Source organism: Leucobacter sp. GX24907, from assembly GCF_053567335.1.
In genome coordinates, this window is record NZ_JBSGPD010000007.1 from 16,826 (window position 1) to 35,555 (window position 18,730).

Annotated in this window: 17 protein-coding genes; 11 read left to right on the forward strand and 6 right to left on the reverse strand. The window is 66.9% G+C overall.

All coding sequences use genetic code 11. From position 1 onward, the window contains the following. The first annotated feature begins 149 nt into the window (after positions 1-149). A complete protein-coding gene (gene tagD, locus ACUYV6_RS11410) occupies positions 150-548 on the forward strand; it encodes a glycerol-3-phosphate cytidylyltransferase (protein ID WP_449278801.1) in 399 nt (132 codons plus the stop codon). A 143-nt stretch (positions 549-691) separates the two neighbouring features. Here the strand turns inward: tagD and ACUYV6_RS11415 are convergent, their stop codons facing one another. The 4 genes from ACUYV6_RS11415 to ACUYV6_RS11430 form a co-directional block, all read right to left on the reverse strand. Next, entirely contained in the window at positions 692-1,483 is a 792-nt protein-coding gene (locus ACUYV6_RS11415) for an amino acid ABC transporter ATP-binding protein (protein WP_449278802.1), read from the reverse strand. Continuing rightward, the gene (locus tag ACUYV6_RS11420; RefSeq protein ID WP_449278803.1) at positions 1,480-2,493 is read right to left on the reverse strand and encodes an amino acid ABC transporter permease; all 1,014 of its coding nucleotides are present in this window, start codon (positions 2,491-2,493) and stop codon (positions 1,480-1,482) included. The genes ACUYV6_RS11415 and ACUYV6_RS11420 overlap by 4 nt, the downstream gene beginning before the upstream one ends. 22 nt (positions 2,494-2,515) lie before the next feature. Next, on the reverse strand, positions 2,516-3,379 hold the full coding sequence (locus tag ACUYV6_RS11425; RefSeq protein WP_449278804.1) for an ABC transporter substrate-binding protein: 864 nt from the start codon (positions 3,377-3,379) through the stop codon (positions 2,516-2,518). A 215-nt stretch (positions 3,380-3,594) separates the two neighbouring features. After that, complete coding sequence (locus ACUYV6_RS11430; RefSeq protein ID WP_449278805.1) at positions 3,595-4,575, reverse strand: LysR substrate-binding domain-containing protein; 981 nt, start codon at positions 4,573-4,575, stop codon at positions 3,595-3,597. Between the two features lie 216 nt (positions 4,576-4,791). Here ACUYV6_RS11430 and ACUYV6_RS11435 point away from each other — a divergent pair, with 216 nt between their 5' ends. From ACUYV6_RS11435 to ACUYV6_RS11455, 5 genes are read left to right on the forward strand one after another with little or no spacing between them, the layout of a single operon-like run. Next, positions 4,792-6,252 carry an aldehyde dehydrogenase family protein gene (locus ACUYV6_RS11435; protein ID WP_449278806.1) on the forward strand — a complete coding sequence of 487 codons (1,461 nt, stop codon included), beginning with the start codon at positions 4,792-4,794 and terminating at the stop codon, positions 6,250-6,252. Between the two features lie 18 nt (positions 6,253-6,270). Continuing rightward, complete coding sequence (locus tag ACUYV6_RS11440; RefSeq protein ID WP_449278807.1) at positions 6,271-8,214, forward strand: hypothetical protein; 1,944 nt, start codon at positions 6,271-6,273, stop codon at positions 8,212-8,214. Continuing rightward, on the forward strand, positions 8,211-9,299 hold the full coding sequence (locus ACUYV6_RS11445) for a membrane dipeptidase (RefSeq protein ID WP_449278808.1): 1,089 nt from the start codon (positions 8,211-8,213) through the stop codon (positions 9,297-9,299). The genes ACUYV6_RS11440 and ACUYV6_RS11445 overlap by 4 nt, the downstream gene beginning before the upstream one ends. A gap of 8 nt (positions 9,300-9,307) precedes the next feature. Continuing rightward, positions 9,308-10,234, forward strand: coding sequence for a hypothetical protein (locus ACUYV6_RS11450; RefSeq protein ID WP_449278809.1), 927 nt, complete (start codon positions 9,308-9,310; stop codon positions 10,232-10,234). After that, positions 10,231-10,608 (forward strand): RidA family protein, encoded by a 378-nt coding sequence (locus tag ACUYV6_RS11455; RefSeq protein WP_449278810.1) that lies wholly within the window; start codon positions 10,231-10,233, stop codon positions 10,606-10,608. Before ACUYV6_RS11450 ends, ACUYV6_RS11455 begins: the two co-directional genes overlap by 4 nt. 174 nt (positions 10,609-10,782) lie before the next feature. Here the strand turns inward: ACUYV6_RS11455 and ACUYV6_RS11460 are convergent, their stop codons facing one another. Next, positions 10,783-12,639 carry a BCCT family transporter gene (locus tag ACUYV6_RS11460; protein ID WP_449278860.1) on the reverse strand — a complete coding sequence of 619 codons (1,857 nt, stop codon included), beginning with the start codon at positions 12,637-12,639 and terminating at the stop codon, positions 10,783-10,785. 269 nt (positions 12,640-12,908) lie between these two features. Then, the gene (locus ACUYV6_RS11465; protein WP_449278811.1) at positions 12,909-13,766 is read right to left on the reverse strand and encodes a LysR family transcriptional regulator; all 858 of its coding nucleotides are present in this window, start codon (positions 13,764-13,766) and stop codon (positions 12,909-12,911) included. A gap of 68 nt (positions 13,767-13,834) precedes the next feature. On the opposite strand from ACUYV6_RS11465, the gene ACUYV6_RS11470 reads away from it, so the two are divergent. The 5 genes from ACUYV6_RS11470 to ACUYV6_RS11490 all read left to right on the forward strand — a co-directional run bounded on the left by ACUYV6_RS11470 (position 13,835) and on the right by ACUYV6_RS11490 (position 18,609). Beyond that, the gene (locus tag ACUYV6_RS11470) at positions 13,835-14,791 is read left to right on the forward strand and encodes an EamA family transporter (RefSeq protein WP_449278812.1); all 957 of its coding nucleotides are present in this window, start codon (positions 13,835-13,837) and stop codon (positions 14,789-14,791) included. Positions 14,792-15,053: 262 nt separating this feature from the next. After that, on the forward strand, positions 15,054-15,635 hold the full coding sequence (locus ACUYV6_RS11475) for a TspO/MBR family protein (RefSeq protein ID WP_449278813.1): 582 nt from the start codon (positions 15,054-15,056) through the stop codon (positions 15,633-15,635). A 117-nt stretch (positions 15,636-15,752) separates the two neighbouring features. Beyond that, entirely contained in the window at positions 15,753-16,922 is a 1,170-nt protein-coding gene (locus ACUYV6_RS11480; RefSeq protein WP_449278814.1) for a GTPase, read from the forward strand. Positions 16,923-16,948: 26 nt separating this feature from the next. Beyond that, positions 16,949-17,668 (forward strand): DUF1361 domain-containing protein, encoded by a 720-nt coding sequence (locus tag ACUYV6_RS11485; protein ID WP_449278815.1) that lies wholly within the window; start codon positions 16,949-16,951, stop codon positions 17,666-17,668. 116 nt (positions 17,669-17,784) lie between these two features. Continuing rightward, complete coding sequence (locus ACUYV6_RS11490) at positions 17,785-18,609, forward strand: aldo/keto reductase (protein WP_449278816.1); 825 nt, start codon at positions 17,785-17,787, stop codon at positions 18,607-18,609. The last annotated feature ends 121 nt before the right edge of the window (positions 18,610-18,730 follow it).

Consider the following 18,730-nt stretch of genomic DNA (forward strand, 5'->3'; position numbering starts at 1 on the left):
CGCGCTGGGATCGCGTGTATTCGCAGGATACGCCGCTTCTCGGGCCCTGACCAGGCCCGCAGAAGCCCCTCGCACGCACGAGCGTGCCGAAGGCGAGCGGAAGGGCTCTTCAGCGGCCAGAGCACTCCGGGAGCATAAGATGGTGCTCCATGAAGCGCATTCTCACCTACGGCACCTTCGACCTGCTGCACTGGGGGCACATCCGTCTCCTGCGCCGGGCGCGCGCACTCGGCGACTACCTCGTGGTCGCCGCCTCCACCGAAGAGTTCAACGAGGGCAAGGGCAAGAAGACGTACCACGACTTCGAGACGCGCAAGAACATGCTCGAGGCCGTGCGCTACGTCGACCTGGTGATTCCCGAGGAGGCGTGGGATCAGAAGATTCGAGACGTGCAGAAGTACGAGATCGACGCCGTCGTGATGGGCGGTGACTGGGAGGGCGACGAGCGCTTCGAGGTGCTGCGCGACTACTGCGAGGTCATCTACCTCGACCGCACCGAAGGCGTCTCGACCACCAAGATCAAGGAGGATCTCGGCGTCAACGCCTAGTTTCCCGAGGACGGCGCGAGTTCCGAGGGGCCGGGTTTCGGGAGCGGGAGCATCTGCGGATGAATGATGTGCGAAAAGCGAAGCTGCGCATCATGAGTACGCAGTCACGCGTACGTGCCCGAAACCCGGCCTCTCGGACCTGGCTACAGCACCTTCGACAGGAAGGCCTTCGTCCGGTCCTTCTGCGGGTTCGAGAGCACCTGGGCGGGGTCTCCTGCCTCGACGATCACACCGCCGTCCATGAAGGCGAGCGTGTCGGCCACCCGCCGCGCGAACCCCATCTCGTGCGTGACGACGATCATCGTCATGCCGCTTTCGGCGAGCCCCTGCATCACATCGAGCACTTCGCCGACGAGTTCGGGATCGAGAGCCGAGGTCGGCTCGTCGAACAGCATGAGCTTCGGATCCATGGCGAGTGCACGAGCAATCGCGACCCGCTGCTGCTGCCCGCCTGAGAGGTGGGCCGGGTAGTAGTCGTGGCGATCCGCCAGCCCGACGCGGTCGAGCAGCTCCATCGCCCGCTTCCGCAGTGCGGAGCGTCCGCCCTTCTTCAGCAGCGCGGGTGCGAGCATCACGTTCTCGAGGGCCGTCTTGTGCGGGAACAGGTTGAAGCGCTGGAACACCATGCCGATGTCGCGTCGCTGACGTGCCGCCTCACGAGGATGCAGCTCGTAGATCTTGTCGCCCTGCTGGCGGTAGCCGACGAGCTCGCCGTCAACCCACAGTCGGCCCGCACTGATGGTCTCGAGGTGGTTGATGCAGCGCAGGAAGGTCGACTTGCCTGATCCGGATGGCCCGACCAGGCACAGCACCTCGCCGCGGTTCACCTCGAGTGAGATCGACTTCAACACCGTGTTCGAACCGAACGACTTCGAGACGCCCTCAGATCTCACCATGGGCGTGCCTGCCGGTTGCGCGGCCGCTGTGGCGCTCATGCGTTGCCTCCCTGATCGCGCCGATCTCGATGAGCATCCGAGTCGACGGTGAGCGCGGCGTTCACGCGCGGCTCGCTGCCGATGGAACCGATCACGGCGTCGGGCTTCGGCGCGTCAGGCCTGGCGCCCACCCCCTTCGAGAAGTGCCGTTCGATGTAGTACTGGCCGACCATCAAGATGGAGGTGACTACGAGGTACCAAATGGACGCGACGATCAGCATTGGCACCGGCTTGTACGTCACGGCCGCGATGTCTCGCGTGCGCGTGTAGAGCTCGAGCGTGAATGGCACAGCGGTGACCAGCGAGGTGGTCTTGAGCATCGAGATGACCTCGTTGCCCGTCGGCGGGATGATCACGCGCATCGCTTGGGGCAGGATCACGCGGCTCATGGTGTGCCACCAGCCGAGCCCGAGCGCCGACGACGCCTCCTCCTGACCCTTGTCGACCGAGAGCAGACCGGCGCGCACGATTTCTGCCATGTAGGCGGCCTCGTTGAGGGCCAGGCCGATGACGGCCAACGTGAAGTAGCTGAGCAGCGACTTCGTGTCGAACTGCACCCAGGGCTCGGTGAACGGGACCCCGATGTCGATCGTCTTGTAGATGACGCCGATGAGACCCCAGAACGTGAGCTGCACGTACACCGGAGTGCCTCGGAACACCCACAGGAACAACCACGCCACAGCGCTGAGCACCGGGTTGGGTGAGAGCCGCATGACGGCGAGGATCACGCCCAGGATGATCGCGATGACCATCGAGTACAGCGTCAGCTGCAGGGTGTATCCGATCGCCGAGATGACGCGCACGTCGAAGAGGTACTTGCCGACCTCGTCCCACGCGTAGACCGGCCGGTTGAAGGCCGCGTCGTAGAGGAAGAGCAGGGCGATGACGGCGATGACGACTGCGAAGGCGTTACGCCAGGGGTGCCGCAGCCGAATCGCCTCGATCGGCTGCGGCACCTCGTGCCCATCGGACTGCGGAGAACCGGCCTCCGCATGGCTCGTGTGCGTCATGGGTCGTTTCGCTCCGCTGTCGTTAGCCCGCGTTGATCGTCGCCTCGGGCAGTGCGCCCGACTCGATGCCGGCCTCGGTCAGGATCTCCTCATACGTGCCATTATCCATCAGCGTCTGCAGCGCTTCCTGCACCGCCTCGGCCATACCGGAGTCCTTCTGCACTGCGAATCCATAAGGTGCGGCGTCGAAGAGCTCACCGACGATCTGGAGCTGATCGTCGGTCTTCGCGACGGCGTCGCCCGTGACGGGCGAATCCGCGGAGAAGGCGTCGGCCTGGCCGTGGATCACGGCGTTGGTCACCTCGGGCTGGCCGTCGAACGGGAGGATCTCGATGGCGGGCTTGCCATCCTCGACGCACTGATCGCTGCGCGCCGGCAGCTCATCCGTGTGCTGCACGGTGCCCTGCTGCACTGCGACGGTGAGGCCGCACGCATCCTCGGGGTCCACATCTTCACCGGCGGGGGCGGCCCACTGACTGCCCGCGTTCAGATAGTTTACGAAGTCGACCGTCTTCTGCCGTTCCTGGTTATCGGTGAACGACGAGGAGCCCATGTTGACGACTCCCTCCTCGATACGCGGCATGATCGCGTCGAAGCCCATGATCTGCCACTCGACCTCGACTCCGAGCTCTGCTGCGACCGCGTTGGCGAGTTCGACGCCCCAGCCGGTCGGCTCGCCGGCGTCGTCCTTGTACTCGTTCGGCGGATACTCGGCGTCGGTCGCGACGACGAGTACGCCGGCCTCCTGCACGTCCTCCCAGGTCGTGATCGAGACGTTGCCCGAGTCTCCGTCAGGGTCTCCTTCGGAAGCCTCGTTGTTGACGCAACCGGTGAGGGTCAGGGCCGCGACTGCGGCGAGCGCGGGGAGCGCGTAGCGGATCTTCATTGATTCTCTCCTCGAGTCTTGCTGGGGCGCCCGCCGGGGCGCCGATCAGCAAGAGTCTAGTCGGCGTTCGAGCCGGGCGCTCCGCGTCGCCTCACGATTTGGACACGGTCCGGGAACAATCACGAAAGGTCGGCGCAACCTCCGCTTGCCGGCCGGACCCTCCCGCACCCGGTTCACCGGGTTGTCCACCGATTCCTCCACAGGCTGTGGATGAATTACACGGGTGTGATTCCGCCCGGTCCCGTTGCTGATCCTGCCCCTTGATCAGCACCACGCAACGCATTGACGGCCGTCGCATGCAAGCCGCGGGCCGCAGGAGCGCTCTCGTCGTCACGGATGATCGCCCGAAGCTCACTCCAGGCTCCGGCGTCACGCAGCGGCAGGTAGCGGACGTCGTGCTGCCGCAGTCCGCGCACCGAGTCGGGGATCACCGCGACACCTACCGCCGCCGCGACGAGCGCCAACAGCGTCGCATACTGACTGGCCTCCTGCGCGCAACGCAACGCGGTACCTGAGACGTGCGCTGCGCTCTCGAGCAGCCCCCGAATGCGCGGTGCTGCGGCCGTGGGCAGTGTCACCAGGTCGAACTCGACGAGTCTGCGGCATTCGACGCCAGAGGCGCTGTCGCGATCGGCATCACTGCCGCCATCGCCGTTGCTGCCGCTGCCGAGTAACGGGTGCCCCAAAGGAACAGCGGCGTACAGCGGCTCCCGGAAGAGCGGCGTCGTCCGCAGCCCTTCGGGGTCGGCGAGGTCTCGGACGATCCCGACATCGATCGATCGCGCTCGCAGCGCCTCCACCTGACCCGTCGAACTCATCTCACGCAGCGTCACGCGCACGCGGGGCGCACGTTCTCGCTGCAGGGCGATCACGGCGGGCAGGGCGCGGATCGCGGCCGATGAGACGAACCCGAGCGTGACTCGGCCCGTCGCCCCTTCAGCTGCCGCGCGGGCCGCGCTGCGTGTCTCGTCGACCATCGCGAGCAGACGACCGGCGGAATCCACGAAGGCCTCGCCGGCCGCCGTGATCTCCACTCTTCGACTCGTGCGTTCGAAGAGGCGCACACCGAGTTCGCGTTCAAGGTCGCGCACTTGCCTCGAGAGTGATGGTTGCGGCACGCGCAGGCGATCCGCCGCACGCCCGAAATGCAGCTCCTCCGCGACGGCCACCGCGCACTCGACCTGTCTGAGATCCATACCTCGGTTCTACATCAATCATGAATATGAATCAATCGAGACAAAACATCTCATTGACGAACACACTTCAGTCTCATTAACGTGGCGCTCAACGCACGTCCGCACAAACGCATGACAGCGTGCACCAACGGCCGGCAGCACGACAGTCACGAACGTGCCGAACAGCGCCGACGTTTCACACACGACCAATTGTTCCCAGCACAGGAGAGATCGCATATGAGCCAGTCCCCCGCCCCCCTCAAACACCTCATCGCAGGCGAGTGGATCGCGGGCGCGGGCACGCCCGCTCGAAGCATCGACCCCGCAGACCCGGGCGGCGCCCCGGTCGCCGAGTACACGACGGCGACGGCCGAGCAGCTCGAATCCGCAGTCAGCGCCGCTGCGGGCGCAGCTCAGACCTGGGATGCCATGGGCATTCTCGCTCGAGGAGGCGTCCTGCGCCGAGCGGCCGAACTCGTGACCGAACGCGCCGAAGAGCTCGCAGTACTCATGACGCGCGAGCACGGCAAGACCCTCGGCGACTCCCGCCTCGAGGTCGGCGCAACAGTCGAGACCCTGCACTACCACGCGGAAGCCGCGCGCCGCCCCGACGGCGCCACCTACCCGTCAGGCTCCGCCGACGAGATCGTCCGCACCGTGCGCCGCCCCGTCGGCCCCGTCGGCGTCATCACGCCCTGGAACTTCCCCCTGCAGATTCCCGCCTGGAAGATCGCGCCAGCCCTGCTGTGGGGCAACCCGGTCGTGTGGAAGCCGGCCAGCGACACCCCCGCGATGGCCGTCGCATTCGCCGAGATCCTCGTCGATGCCGGAGTCCCTTCCGGGGTGCTGAACCTCGTACTCGCCCCCGGTTCGCTCGGCGGTGCGCTCGTCGCCCACCCCGAGATCGCTGCCGTGACGTTCACGGGCTCGGTCGAAGTGGGAGCCTCGATCCGCGACACCGTCGTACCCCGTGGCGGGCGCTTGCAGATGGAGCTCGGCGGCCATAACCCCGCCATCGTCATGCCCGATGCGAACATCGCGAACGCCGCCACCATGGCGATCACCGCGGCGACGAACAGCACCGGTCAGAAGTGCACCGCCACCCGCCGCATCATCGCGGTCGGCGACGCCTACGACGAACTGCGCGCCGCGCTCATCGAGCGAGTGTCGGCGCTGCGCGTGGGCCGCGGACTCGATGACGGGACGCAGGTGGGGCCGCTCATCTCGCAGCGCGCCGCCGACGAGGTGAACGCCTCAATCGAGCAGGCGAAGCGCGAGGGCGCCGCCGTGCTCGCCACCGCAGACGTGCCCGAGACCCCCGGCGCTTGGGTGCAGCCGACGCTGTTCGAGGGCGACCCGTCACTCACGATCTGCAGCGAAGAGGTCTTCGGGCCGGTGCCCGTGCTGCTGCGTGCAGCCGACCTCGACGCGGCCATCGCGCTCGCGAACTCCACCGCGTTCGGCCTCACGGCCTCCGTCTTCACCCGCGACGAGGCGGCGATCCGCCGCTGCGTGAACGAGGTCACCGCCGGCATCGTGAAGATCAACGCACCCTCCACCGGGTCAGAGGTGCACGCCCCCTTCGGCGGGCTCGCGGCGTCCTCCTTCCCGGCGCCGCGCGAGCAGGCCTCCGACTCGGCCGCCGAGTTCTTCAGCATCACGAAGGCCGCCTACTATCGCCTCGCGCCCGAAGCCTGAACCGACGAGACCCGCACCATGACCATCGCAACCGAGCACACCGCACAAGCGGCGAAGACCGAATCAGTGCCAGGCACCGCGGCGGATACGCACGTCGAGCTGCGCCCCGCCGACACCGTGATGTCGATGCACGACCTCGGCGGAGCGCGCTCGACCCGGCACAGCTTCACCCGCGCCCTCATCCGCCACGCGGCCGCAGCCGACTGGCGCATCGACCGCACCCGCTTCGACCTCGACAGCGCCGGTCGTGGAACCGCCGTCTACGAGGTGCGCGCCGAGGGCCACCTCTGGAGCCTCGTCGTGTTCTCGCAGATCATCGACGAGTCCATCCGCACCGACCGCGTCATCGCCGAGGCCTGGGATGTCACCTCGGCACTCGTCGAGGGCACCGTCGATGATGAGGCCCTCGAGCGACTCCGACCGCAGGTGAGCCGGCAGGAGGAGGGACGCGCCGAAGCCGGCACCCTCATCTGGGGGCGGGCGAACCGCAGCGCCCGATTCTTCGACATCGTGGCGCGACGCCTCGCCGAGGGCCGGCAACCCGACCCCGACACCTTCGGGCTGTCACCGTACCTGCTGCGATCGACCGCGTTCTACAGCAACGGCAAGTTCGGCATCCGCGACTTCGAGGGCTTCCCCGCCGACCACCCGCTCGCCGTCCCGTACCGTGCGCACATGCTGGCGGCCTGGATGCTGCGCGAATTCGGCTACGACCTGGTCGAGCACTGCGCGACTGCACTCAACCCGGATGCGGTGCGGCTCCGCGGCGACTGGCGTCGCTACCTCGGCCTCGGCAACGCCACGGGGCTCGGCCTCGTGCCCTACGCCGTGCAGCACCCCGAGATCTTGAACTCGTGGATACATGCACGCGAACTGCCTCTCGCGCACGCACTCGCGCGTCGCGACGCTCCCGAAAGCGACGCCGTCGAAACGGTCGTGGCGCAGCTCGACAGGTTTCTCCTCTTCCTGCGAGAGCAGGGCGACGACGACTGCGCACCGTACACACCAGGGGGGCGGATCGCCGAACGTGTCGCGCCCCTGCGCGCGCTGCTGGGTGAGTACCGGCGATCCGGAACCATGGACGGCACCCCGATCGAGCTTCCCTGGCGCGAACTGCACGATCGAGCCGCGGCGATCGGCCCCGAAGAGCGCGGCATCATCGCCTCCGCGGTCGTGGAGCTCACCGGCGACCTCGACGCCGAGATCGAGGCCGGGCTGCGCTGCACCGAAGAGCGCAGCATCGATCCGAGCATGAGCTGCGCAGATCTGCTCGCGACGATCGAACGCGAGTACGGGTGGATCGACGCCTTCGACTTCACGACCGCCCCCGAGCGCGACCGCTTCTGGTTCACCTCGGTGAGCAGCGAAGAGCCCCGTCGCGCCGTAGCAGCCGTCACCGGCTCCGAGCACCCCGGCGAACGGGTGCAGCACGGTGTCGGTATCGCACGGATGGTCTTCGAGCTGCGCGAGGCACTGCGCGGGCTCGACTCTGACGCCAGTACCGCTACCACCGGCGCCGCCAGTGCCGCTACCGATGCCACTACCGACTCTGGCACGCAATACGGCGCAAATGGCACTACCAAGCCCGCTGAAGCAGCACTTCGTGACGCATTGAATGCAGGCAGCGACTCCGCCACCACCACCGGCGCCACCACGACCGTCGGCGAGTTCCTGCTCGAGCACCCGCGGCAACGCGCCGCGGTCGTCCGTGTGCAGCGGGTCGGCGGGCTCCCCTACGCCGAACTGCGCGCAAACCTGCTCTCGAGCCAGTTCGTGCCGCTCGACCCGCAGCGCGTGCAACTCGCGATGTACGGCATGGAGAACTACAACCCGCAGTCGACCGACTGGCTGCGCGTCACGCTGCTCTCTGGGGCGCCGCGCGTCTCCGAACTCGCCGCCGGCACCGCTGACGATGGGTGGATGTTCCCGCTCCGCCCCAACACTGAGAGGAGCGAGGCATGAGCCTGCATCGCGAAGCCGTCGTCGTCGACGGGCTGCAGATCAACAACTGGTCGCGAGACGTGCTCCAAGAGCTCATCGCGGGCGGCGTCACGGCGGCCAACGCCACCGTCACCGTCTGGGAGGGCGCTGAGGAATCGCTGCGCATGGTCGCCGAGTGGTACCAGTTCGCCGCGCGCAATGCTGACCTGATGACGCTCGCTGAGACCTCGGCAGACATTCGCGAGGCGAAGCGCGACGGTCGCGTCGCCATCGTGCTCGGCACCCAGAACACGAGCCTGTTCGGCGACGACTACCGCCTCGTCGAAGCCTTCTCACGGCTCGGCGTGAAGATCGTGCAGCTCACCTACAACCTGCAGAACACCGTCGGCGGGTCCTGCTACGAACCGCACGACAGCGGGCTCACCCGCTTCGGGCGCAACATCATCGCCGAGATGAACCGGGTCGGCATGCTGGTGGATCTCTCGCACGTCGGCAACCGCACCTCGATCGATGCGGCCGAGGCGTCTCTGCAGCCCGTCGCAATCACCCACTCGAACCCGACCTGGTACGTCGACAACCCGCGCAACAAGCCCGACGAGGTGCTGCGCGCGGTCGCCGAGAAGGGCGGGGTCGTGGGCTGCTGCCTGTACCCGCTCGTGATCGGCGGAGCCGAAGCCTCCCTCGATGGATTCTGCGACATGGTGCGCCGCCTCGTCGACGAGATCGGGCCCGAGCACGTCGCACTCGGCAGCGACTGCACTCGCAACTGGGACAACGGCTTCGTCGAGTGGCTGCGCGGTGGACGCTGGCGCCCCCCGACCGAGCAACCGGCCACCTGGCCCGCCTGGCCGGAGTGGTTCGCGGGCCCCTCAGATTTCCCCCGCATCACCGACGGGCTGCTTGCCGCCGGGCTCGACGAGACCACCGTGACCGGAGTGCTCGGCGAGAACTGGCTGCGCCTCTTCGACACGGTCTTCCCCGGCATGCCGGCGGCCGCGACTCCCGGCTCCGCCGCCGCAGCCGACACCGCAGCGGCGCATGGCCCGGCTGCGGCGACTGGCACCGCTGCGATGACGAGCTCGACAGCGACGGGAGGTGCGCGATGAGCACCGGCATGACCGATATGCGCAGCGGTGACGCGCCGATCGTGCGCAAGGCCGGCACCGCCGACGCGGCCGCGGCCGAACCGGTCGGGGCCGACGGCACATTCCGTCGGAGCATCCGCGAGATCCGCGAGGTCGCCTACCGCGCACTCGTCGCGACCGGCGCCAGTCACGGAGAGGCCACCGCAGCGGCCGAAGCGGCGCAGTACACCGAGGTGCAGCACGGAACCGGCGTCTCCGCACTCGTAGAAGACCTCGCGAGCGGCCCGTGGCCCCAAACCGGGCTCTCGTCCACGCGCTCCGGATCGCAGACCATCGTCACCGGCGACCTCTCCGGGCCGCTGCGCGCCGGGCAGCTGATCCTCGATCTCACCGCCGCCGTGGCCAGGGCGGGGGTACACAACCGCGGCGACTCGGCCGACGAAACGCCAGATCCCCGCACCCCGAGTATCAACACCGGGCCTATCAATACCGGACCTATCAATACCGTCGACTGCGGACCCGGCCTCGCCGGCAGCGCTCCCGAGCTGCTCGAGGCACCACTCATTCGGGCCGCGGCGATCACAGGCCAGGCGATCCTCGTGGTCGATCGCACTGAGCGCGCGTTCGCGGTGCGATGCGCCACCCCGAGCGGGCGCCTCGGCGCGGATGCCGCAGGTCACAGATCGCTGCTGGGATCCGAGCACTCCGTGCTCGCGACACTCGCTGCGGCGGGAATCCCTCTGCCCGAGCCCGACACGTCCAGCGTCATCGCCCTCCCGCCAGAAGCGGTGGACGACGATTTCGCCGCCGTGCTCACCTGGACCACTGACGAAGAACGCGCGGCGATCCGCCGCGATGCCGCCGTTCACGGAGTGCACGTCGACGCCGAAGCCTGGCTCGGGCTCAAACGCATCGCCCGCGGCTACCTGCAACCCGAACGAGAGGACACCCGATGAACGACGTCGCCTACCGCAGCCATGGAGACGGCAAACCCCGCCCCTACTCGGCGACAGCGAGCTTCGGCGGCACCGTCTGGGCATGTGGGCAGGTGCCAGTCGCCGCCGACGGCAGCATCGCCGAGACCATGACCGCGCAGGTCGAGCAGGTCTTCGCGAACCTCGACACGGTGCTGTATGACGCCGGATCGTCACGGGACCGGATCCTGAAGATCACCGTCTACCTGTCGGACCTCGGAGAGTTCGACGAATACAACACCGCCTACCTGCGCATGTTCGACGGATTGACGCTGCCGCCACGCACGACCGTCCAGGTGGCGGGGTTCCGTGGGCAGAAGCGCATCGAACTGGACGCGGTCGCGGCGGCCCGCTGATCCTCACCCCGGCGTCGACGCGTGAGCAATAGGGCGCGTTCTGTCGCTATCACCTCAGATTAACGACACTTCGTGCCCCATTGCCGGTGACGGGAGCCGGACGGGGACGGGAGCCGGACGGAGCGGGTCGCGAGCAGTACCCGCCCGGCACCGAGGTCAGCGGCGACACAGAGGTCAGCGGCGCGGACCGCCCTCGTGCGGCTTGCGGTCACGCATGCCGCGCGTACGCGACAGCCGGTAGTCGATGCGATCGTCGACCCAGGACTCCACCTGCGGATTCTCCGACAGCGTGCCCGCGAGCTCGTTCGTAACGTGCGCCGTGAGCCGATCGACACGCTCCATGCGCTCGGCCCGATCCAGCACCTTGTCGTCGATGCGCAGCGCCTTGATCGTCGCCCAGCTCATCAGCAGCAGCACGATGCTGAAGGGCAGCGCCGTCGCAAGCGCAGCGGCCTGCAGAGACTGGAGGCCGCCCGCGATGAGCAGCGCGATAGCGACCGCGCCCTCGAGCGCCGCCCACACCACGCGCGACCAGACCGGCGGGTTGGGGTGGCCGCCCGAGGCGAGCATGTCGACGACGAGCGATCCCGAATCGGATGACGTGATGAAGAAGATCGCGACGAGCAGGATCCCGATCACCGAGAAGATCATGCCGAAGGGCAGATCACCGAGCACCTGGAACAGCGCGCTCTCGACGTGCACGGCCCCGTCCTCGACCAGGTCGCCGGCGCCGAACAGCTGGCGGAAGAGACCCGAACCACCCATCACCGAGAACCACAGGAAGCCCACGAGCGTTGGCACGAGCATCACACCCGCGATGAACTGGCGCACCGTGCGTCCGCGGGAGATCCGCGCGATGAAGATGCCGACGAACGGCGACCACGAGATCCACCAGCCCCAGTAGAAGATCGTCCATCCCGAGAACCAGCTCGTCGCCTCGCCCGCCTGGAACGCCCCCACGTCGAAGGTCATCCCCATGAAGTTCGCGAGATACAGACCGATCGACTCCGTGAACGTCCTGAACAGGAACACAGTCGGACCGAGCAGCAGCACGCTGATGAGCAGCGCGCCCGCCAGTGAGAGGTTGATGTTCGAGAGCCACTTCATGCCTGCGCCGATGCCGCTCACCACCGAAAGCGTCGCGATGAACGTGATGACCAGGATCAGCACCACGAGCAAGGTGTTGTCGACGCTGTCGACGATGCCGATCTCGGCCATGCCGGCCGAGATCTGCTGCACGCCGAGGCCCAACGAGGTGGCGACACCGAAGACGGTGCCGAAGATGGCGAGCACGTCGATAAGGTCGCCCGTCCATCCCTTCACTTTCTCGCCGAAGAGGGGTTCAAGCGCCCAGCGGATCGAGACGGGGCGGCCGCGGCGGTGGATCGCGTAGGCGACTGACAGCCCGATGACTGCGTAGATCGCCCAGGGGTGGAGCCCCCAATGGACGAAGGTCTGCGCCATCGCGAGACCGGCCAGCTCCGCCTGGTCGCCGCTCCAGCCGGGCTTCGGCTGCACGGTCGCGTAGGTCAGCGGCTCGCCCACGCCGTAGAAGACGAGGCCGATGCCCATGCCCGCGGCGAAGAGCATGGCGAACCACGAGAGCACGCCGAACTCGGGCTTGTCGCCATCACGGCCGAGGGTGATGCGACCCATACGCGAGAAGCCGATGAACGCGGCCACCGCGATGAAGGCGGCGACGGTGAGCATGTAGTACCAGCCGAGGTTCTCGACGATCCAGCCCTGCACCGCACCGAACACTTCGCCCGCCGCGTCGGGGATGAAGAACGCGAAGAGGGTCACGCCAACGATTACGAGCAGCGACGGCCAGAAGACGCCGGGCGCGATCATGCCCTTGCCGATCTTCACCCCGTGGCTACGCAGCTTCTGGGTGATCTCATCGTCGGAGTCGTCTTCGGCGATGTGCACGGACAGCGGCAGGTGCACCGTCTCAGGGAGCGTCGGATCGAGCGGGATCACCGGCTCCGTCGCAGGCGGTGCAGCTGCTGCCTGGGCTGCCGCCTGTGTCATCGTGGGGCGCGCGTCCGCCGTCGCAGCGGCCGCCGGAGTGGCTGCCGGAGTGGCTCCGGCGTCGGGCCCAGCGCCGGTCGCGGAGCCGGGCGTGGAAGGGTCTGGCGTCGAATCGCTCATAGTCGGTATGCCGTTCTGTCGCTGATCGATTACCCTCACTACTGTTTCGGGCTTCGCGTCATCGCGCAAACCCGGGGAGAAGTGATTTCGCCCGCGGATCCTCGGTCGAGCTGGGAAAAACCCCGGTCAAGCGGGGTTCTTGCCTGAGGTCAAGCGTGATAGAGGCGAGTCACGGCGTCGATCAGCTCGTCGACCCCTCGCGGTCGGCTGTCGCGCCACCAGGCCAGACGCACCGGCACACGCGGGCCATCTTTCACCGGCTGATACGTGACGCCGGGTCGAGGGTGGTGGAAGGCCGTCGCCTCAGTCGTCGTACCCACCGCTCGACCAGCCGCGATGACATCGAGCCAGCTGTCGACGTCGGTGGTCTCGAGGAAGTCGGGGCGACGATCGTAGCCGTCCCACAGAGATGGCAGCGTGATGCCGACCGCCGGATCCACGAGCACCGTCCGATCGAGAAACTCCGCCATGCCGATCTGTCGCCGACGCCCCCACTGCTCGTCGTCTGAGGCGAACGCTGCAAGGCGACGTTCGAGTCCGACGACGACGGACTCGAAGCGCCGCTCATCCATCTCACGGCGCACGATCGCGACGTCGCTGCGCCCCTCCATCAGCCCCGCAGTCGGCGCGTTGAACCGTACGAGCTGCAACTCGATGCCGGGGTGATCTTTGGCCCACCGCCGCTGCAGCGCCGATGTGTGACGCCCGAGGCCTCCGAACGCGTAGCCGAGTCTGATCACATCGTGCCGGGTTCGCAAGAAGGTCTCGAAACGGTCGGCTTCCGCCAGCACCCGACGGGCCTCGGCGACGACACGCTGCCCTTCCGGAGTGGGCTCGCAACCGTGAGCCGCCCGACGCAGCAAACGCGCTCCGACCGTCCGCTCGAGACTCGCGATCGTGCGAGATACGGCGGCCTGCGAGACGTGCAACTCGCTTGCGGCATCGGTGAACGACCCTGCGGTGACGGAGGTGATCAGGAAGCGGAGTTCACGCAGAGTCCAGTCCATGACTTCAGCGTATAGATCTCAGAGATCATGCACTAGGTCAATAGCGAAACCGGCCATATTCTGGCCTCATGACCACCGCCTCGATCCCTGTCGTCCACGCCACTGCGCCGGGCGCCCCCGAAGGCGCTCCGCTGCGGGGCACCCCGCTCGAAGCACACCCGCCGCTGTCCGCCGACACTGCGACGCCTCGGCAGCGCGCCACCGGCTTTGCCCTGATGCTGACCAGCTCCATGCTGATGCCTGTCGGCGCCTCGGTGGGCGCCAAGGCGTTCCCCACCATCGGACCGGTCGGCGTGGTCGCGGTGAGGCAGATCCTCACCGCCCTCGTCTTGGTGCCACTCGTACGCCCCCGCCTTCGCGGACTCCGACGCGATCAGTGGCTGCCGATCCTCGGCCTCGTGCTCGTGATGAACCTCATGAACCTTCCGCTCTACTTCGCGATCGAACGAATCGGTGTCGGGCTCGCGATCACCCTCGAGTTCCTCGGCCCGCTCTCCATCGCGATCGCGTCGTCGCGTCGGCTCATCGACATCATCTGCGCCGTTCTCGCCGGTGTCGGCGTCGTCACCCTGACCAACCCGGGGCCCTCGACTGACGTGCTCGGCATCTCCCTAGCGCTCGTCGCAGCCGGGGGATGGGCCGCCTACATCCTGATTACTCGCTCCGTCGGACAGCGACTCCCCGGCCTCGAGGGCACCGCGGCCGCGAGCCTCATCACCGGCGCGTTGTGGGTGCCAGTCGGCATCACCTGGTTCATCCTCCACCCACCGACACTCGGAGCGATCCTCGCCGCCCTCGCCTGCGGCGTGCTCGCCTCGATCGTGCCCTTCGTGGCCGACATGCTGGCCCTGCGTCGCGTGCCAGCCGGAGTGTTCGGCATCTTCACAAGCCTCAATCCCGTGTGGGCGGCGCTCGCCGGGCTCGTGGTGCTCGGGCAGGTGCTCCTGCTCAATGAGTGGATCGGCATCGCGCTCATCATCACGGCGAGCTTGATCGTCTCGCTGCGTGCGCTGCTCCGGAGCTGAGGCGTTCGCGCCCGGCTCCCTTGCCAACCCGCCCTCCTTTCCCCACGCGAGATGAGCATTGTTGTTGCTTCCCGTCGCTGAAGCACCCACAATCCTCATCTCGGTGGGCAGGGCCGGGTGCGCAGCCTCGGGGTCAAGGTGTGGGGTCTGGGCCGGGAGCGCGAAGCCGACCCTGGCTGCGGTGCCTCGGAGCAAGGGGGTTTCGAGAGCCCCGGCCAACGCGTAGGCTCGACGATCAATCACGAGCGGGAGGGGCGGGGCCATGCGAGAGAACTTCATGGGAGAGTCGAACCAAGCGACAGAGGCAACCGCAACCGCAACGACAACCCCCACCCCACGCACCACACGACAGATCGCAATCGCGGCAATACTCCTCGTCGCGGTCACCGCGGTCGCACTCTTCGGCTCGCTCGCGACTTCGCCGAACGTCGATGGCTGGTACGCGGACGCCACGAAGGTGCCGTGGAATCCTCCGGGCGCCGTCTTCGGCCCGGTCTGGTCCGTGCTCTACGTGATGATCGCGGCGGCGGGCTTCCTGACGTGGCGGGCGGGATACGCGGGCAAGGGCCGCTCGAACCACGCGCATGAGGCGCTCCGGCTCTTCGTGATCCAACTCGTGCTCAACGCCGCTTGGACCCCGCTCTTCTTCGCCGGCTATCCGGTCGTGGGCAATTTGGCCTGGTGGGGTGCGCTCGTGGTCATCATCGCGCTGATGGTGACCGTGGTGTTGCTCATGCGAGCGGTGGGTAGGCATTCGAGGATCGCAGCCTGGTTGCTTCTCCCCTACCTTCTGTGGCTGCTCTACGCATCGACGCTCAACGTGGGCATCATCGCGCTGAACTGACGGACGCATCCCCGATCCGTTCATGCCGAGGGACTATTCTGACCTGCACCTTCTCTGCGGCGAGCGCCGTGCACGCGGCACCTCTGAGAATCGGACCGAATGGAGCGGAGCACCGAGATGACGAACTCACTCCCTGATCGCACGGACGACACCGTGCCCATCCCGACCCGGGCACCGTTCGTCGAGGCCAGCGCGCAGACCCAGCACAAATACGGACGTTTCAATCTCGCCATCGTGGGCGGCACCGGCGTCGGCAAGTCATCGCTCGTCAACGCCGTGTTCGGGCGCGAGCACGCAAGAGTCGGCAAGGGTCTGCCCGTGACGAGCGGCGTGAATTACTACCACGACCAGTCGTTAGGCATTTGGGATTTCGAGGGTTTCGAGATCGGATCCACGGCCGCTCCGGGTGAGACGCTGCGCGCCCACCTGCGCACCATCTCCGAGCGGCCGGCCGACGAGCAGATCGCAGTCGTCTGGTACTGCGTCGCTTCCACCGCCGACCGGCTCACCCGCCCCGACGTCGAGATGATCCGTGAACTCGATGCGGCCGGACTGCCGGTGATCCTCGTGCTCACGAAGGTCGCCTGGACGAGGAACCCGGTCACCGGAAAGTATCGGGCACCGAAGGATGTGGAGGAGTTCCGCGACTGGCTGGAGCATCCCGTCGATGAGCACGGTCGGCCGCTCCATCTGCCTGTCCGCCGAGTGGTGCTCACCTCGGCCCATGGGAGAAACGGGAAGGAAGCGGGGCATGGCCTCGGTGATCTCGTGGCGGACACTCTCGCCTTATCGCCGGAGAACGAGAAGGATGCGTTTCGCATCGCGCAACGACTCAACCTCCCGTGGAAGAGGGAGATGGCGCGGCCGGTCATCGCGGCAGCCTCCTCAGCAGCCGCAGCCGCAGCCGCCGTTCCCATCCCGATCGCAGACGCGGCGACGCTGGCGCCGATCCAGCTCGGAATGATGGGACGCATCTCGGCGATCTACGAGCTCGAGATGACCACGATGCTGTCGGCTTCGGCGCTCGCACAGATGGGTACGCAGATCACCGGACAGGCTCTGGCACGGAGTTTTGTGAAGCTGATTCCGGGGGTCGGCAGCGCGGTCAACGCCGGCGTCGCGTTCGCCCTGACCGGAGCGGCCGGCGAGGGCTGGCTGCGCTTGTGCGAGCAGATTCATACGGGGAAGGTCGATCTGTCGCGGGTCGATCGTGCTTGGGGTGAGTACAGCCCGAGCGTCGTCGGCGTCGTCAAGAAGCTCGTGGAGCAGCGTGCCCTGAAGCGCTGACTCCCGGTGCTGCGAGAATCAGATCCATGGTGACCCTCGCGATCGGTGCGCTCTGCCTGAACCTGTACGCCGTCGTGCTCGTGCTCGCCCGTGCACTCGTGTATCGCACCAAGCTGTACCGGCCGATGCTGTGGAACATTTGGCTGTCGGTGGCGCCGATCCTCATCTTGCTCGTCGCGATCGTTGCCTGGATCATCCTGTTGCTTGTTTCGCGGCCGCTCGCTTACGCGGCGATCACGCTGCTCGGGATCGCCTGGCTGCTGATGCTGCCGAACGCGAGCTACCTCATCACGGAGCTCAATCAGTCGCAGCGCAAAGATGACGATCCGGTTCCGCTCTGGTTCGACATCATTCTCGTGATCACGCTCGCCATGTCGGGAGTCGTCAACACGGTGATCAACGTGCTCGCCGCGCACACGCTGCTGGCGCTCTCACTCGACGACATCGGAGTGCTCAGCTATGTTCGCGCACCGGTGCTGATCGCTGTCGGAGGCGTGCTGATCCTGATCGCCTTCGGCATGTACCTGGGTCGTTACCCGCGCTTCAACAGTTGGGACATCCGCCATCCTTCCTCGTTCGTGAAGAAGATGCGGGATCACTTCTCAGACCGCCAGAACGTACTCGTCTGCTTTGGATTCACGCTGACCTACGCCGTGTTCCTCGGGCTGATCTATCTGATCACGGCCGGCCCGGTCATCGAGACGATCCTGGACTTGGAGACGCTCCGCGGGCTGCGAATGCTCTGATCTCGTGCCTATTCTGGAGTCCGGAGCACCCGAACACGGCGCAGCCAGGGCCAGAACCCCGGACCTCGCGCACTGTAGCCGGCACCGAAGCCGGCACCTGAGGCAGGAGCGACACGATGATCCTGAACGAGAACTACACGCTGTCGAACGGCGCGAAGATTCCGAAGCTCGGCCTCGGCACCTGGTTCATCGACGACGACCGGGCAGCCGATGCCGTGCGCTCCGCGATCGAGATCGGCTACCGCAACATCGATACCGCGCAGGCCTACGGCAACGAGCGAGGTGTCGGTGAGGGTGTGCGCACGAGCGGTGTCGCGCGCGAAGAGCTCTTCGTGACGACGAAGCTCGCCGCAGAGATCAAAGACTACGACGAGGCGGTGGCCGCGATCGACGAGTCGCTTACGAAGCTCGAGATCGAGTACATCGACCTCATGCTGATTCACAGCCCCCAGCCTTGGGACGACTTTCGTGGTGGCGACTACTCCGAGGGCAACCTTGCGGCCTGGCGCGCACTCGAAGCAGCGCATCAGTCAGGCGCGGTCCGCTCGATCGGGGTCTCGAACTTCCTGCAGCAGGATCTCGACAACATCCTGAAGAACGGCACCGTCGCTCCGCAGGTCAATCAGATCCTGCTCCACGCCGGCAACACCCCATCTGAGTTGATGTCGTACTGCGAGCGCGCGGGCATTCTTGTGCAGGCCTACTCGCCGATCGCCCATGGCAAGCTGCTGGGGCGGCCGCAGATCACCGCGATCGCGGCGAAGTACGGGGCGAGCGTGCCGCAACTGTGCATCCGCTACGCACTGCAGCTTGGCGCGCAACCGCTGCCGAAGACCGCGAACCCCAAGCACATGCGCGAGAACGCCGAATTGGGGTTCACGATCGACGAGGAGGACATGGAGACTCTGCGCGACCTCGATGAGCGGGACTCGGCTGAGTAGGGCGGGCAGCGCTCACTTCCCGCCGTTCGCTTCCAGCTTTTCACTTCCGGCCTTCGGCCGCTCGTCCCGAGCACGCGCATCTCGGTAACGCGGCAGATTCGGCGCATCCACCCATCGCCGC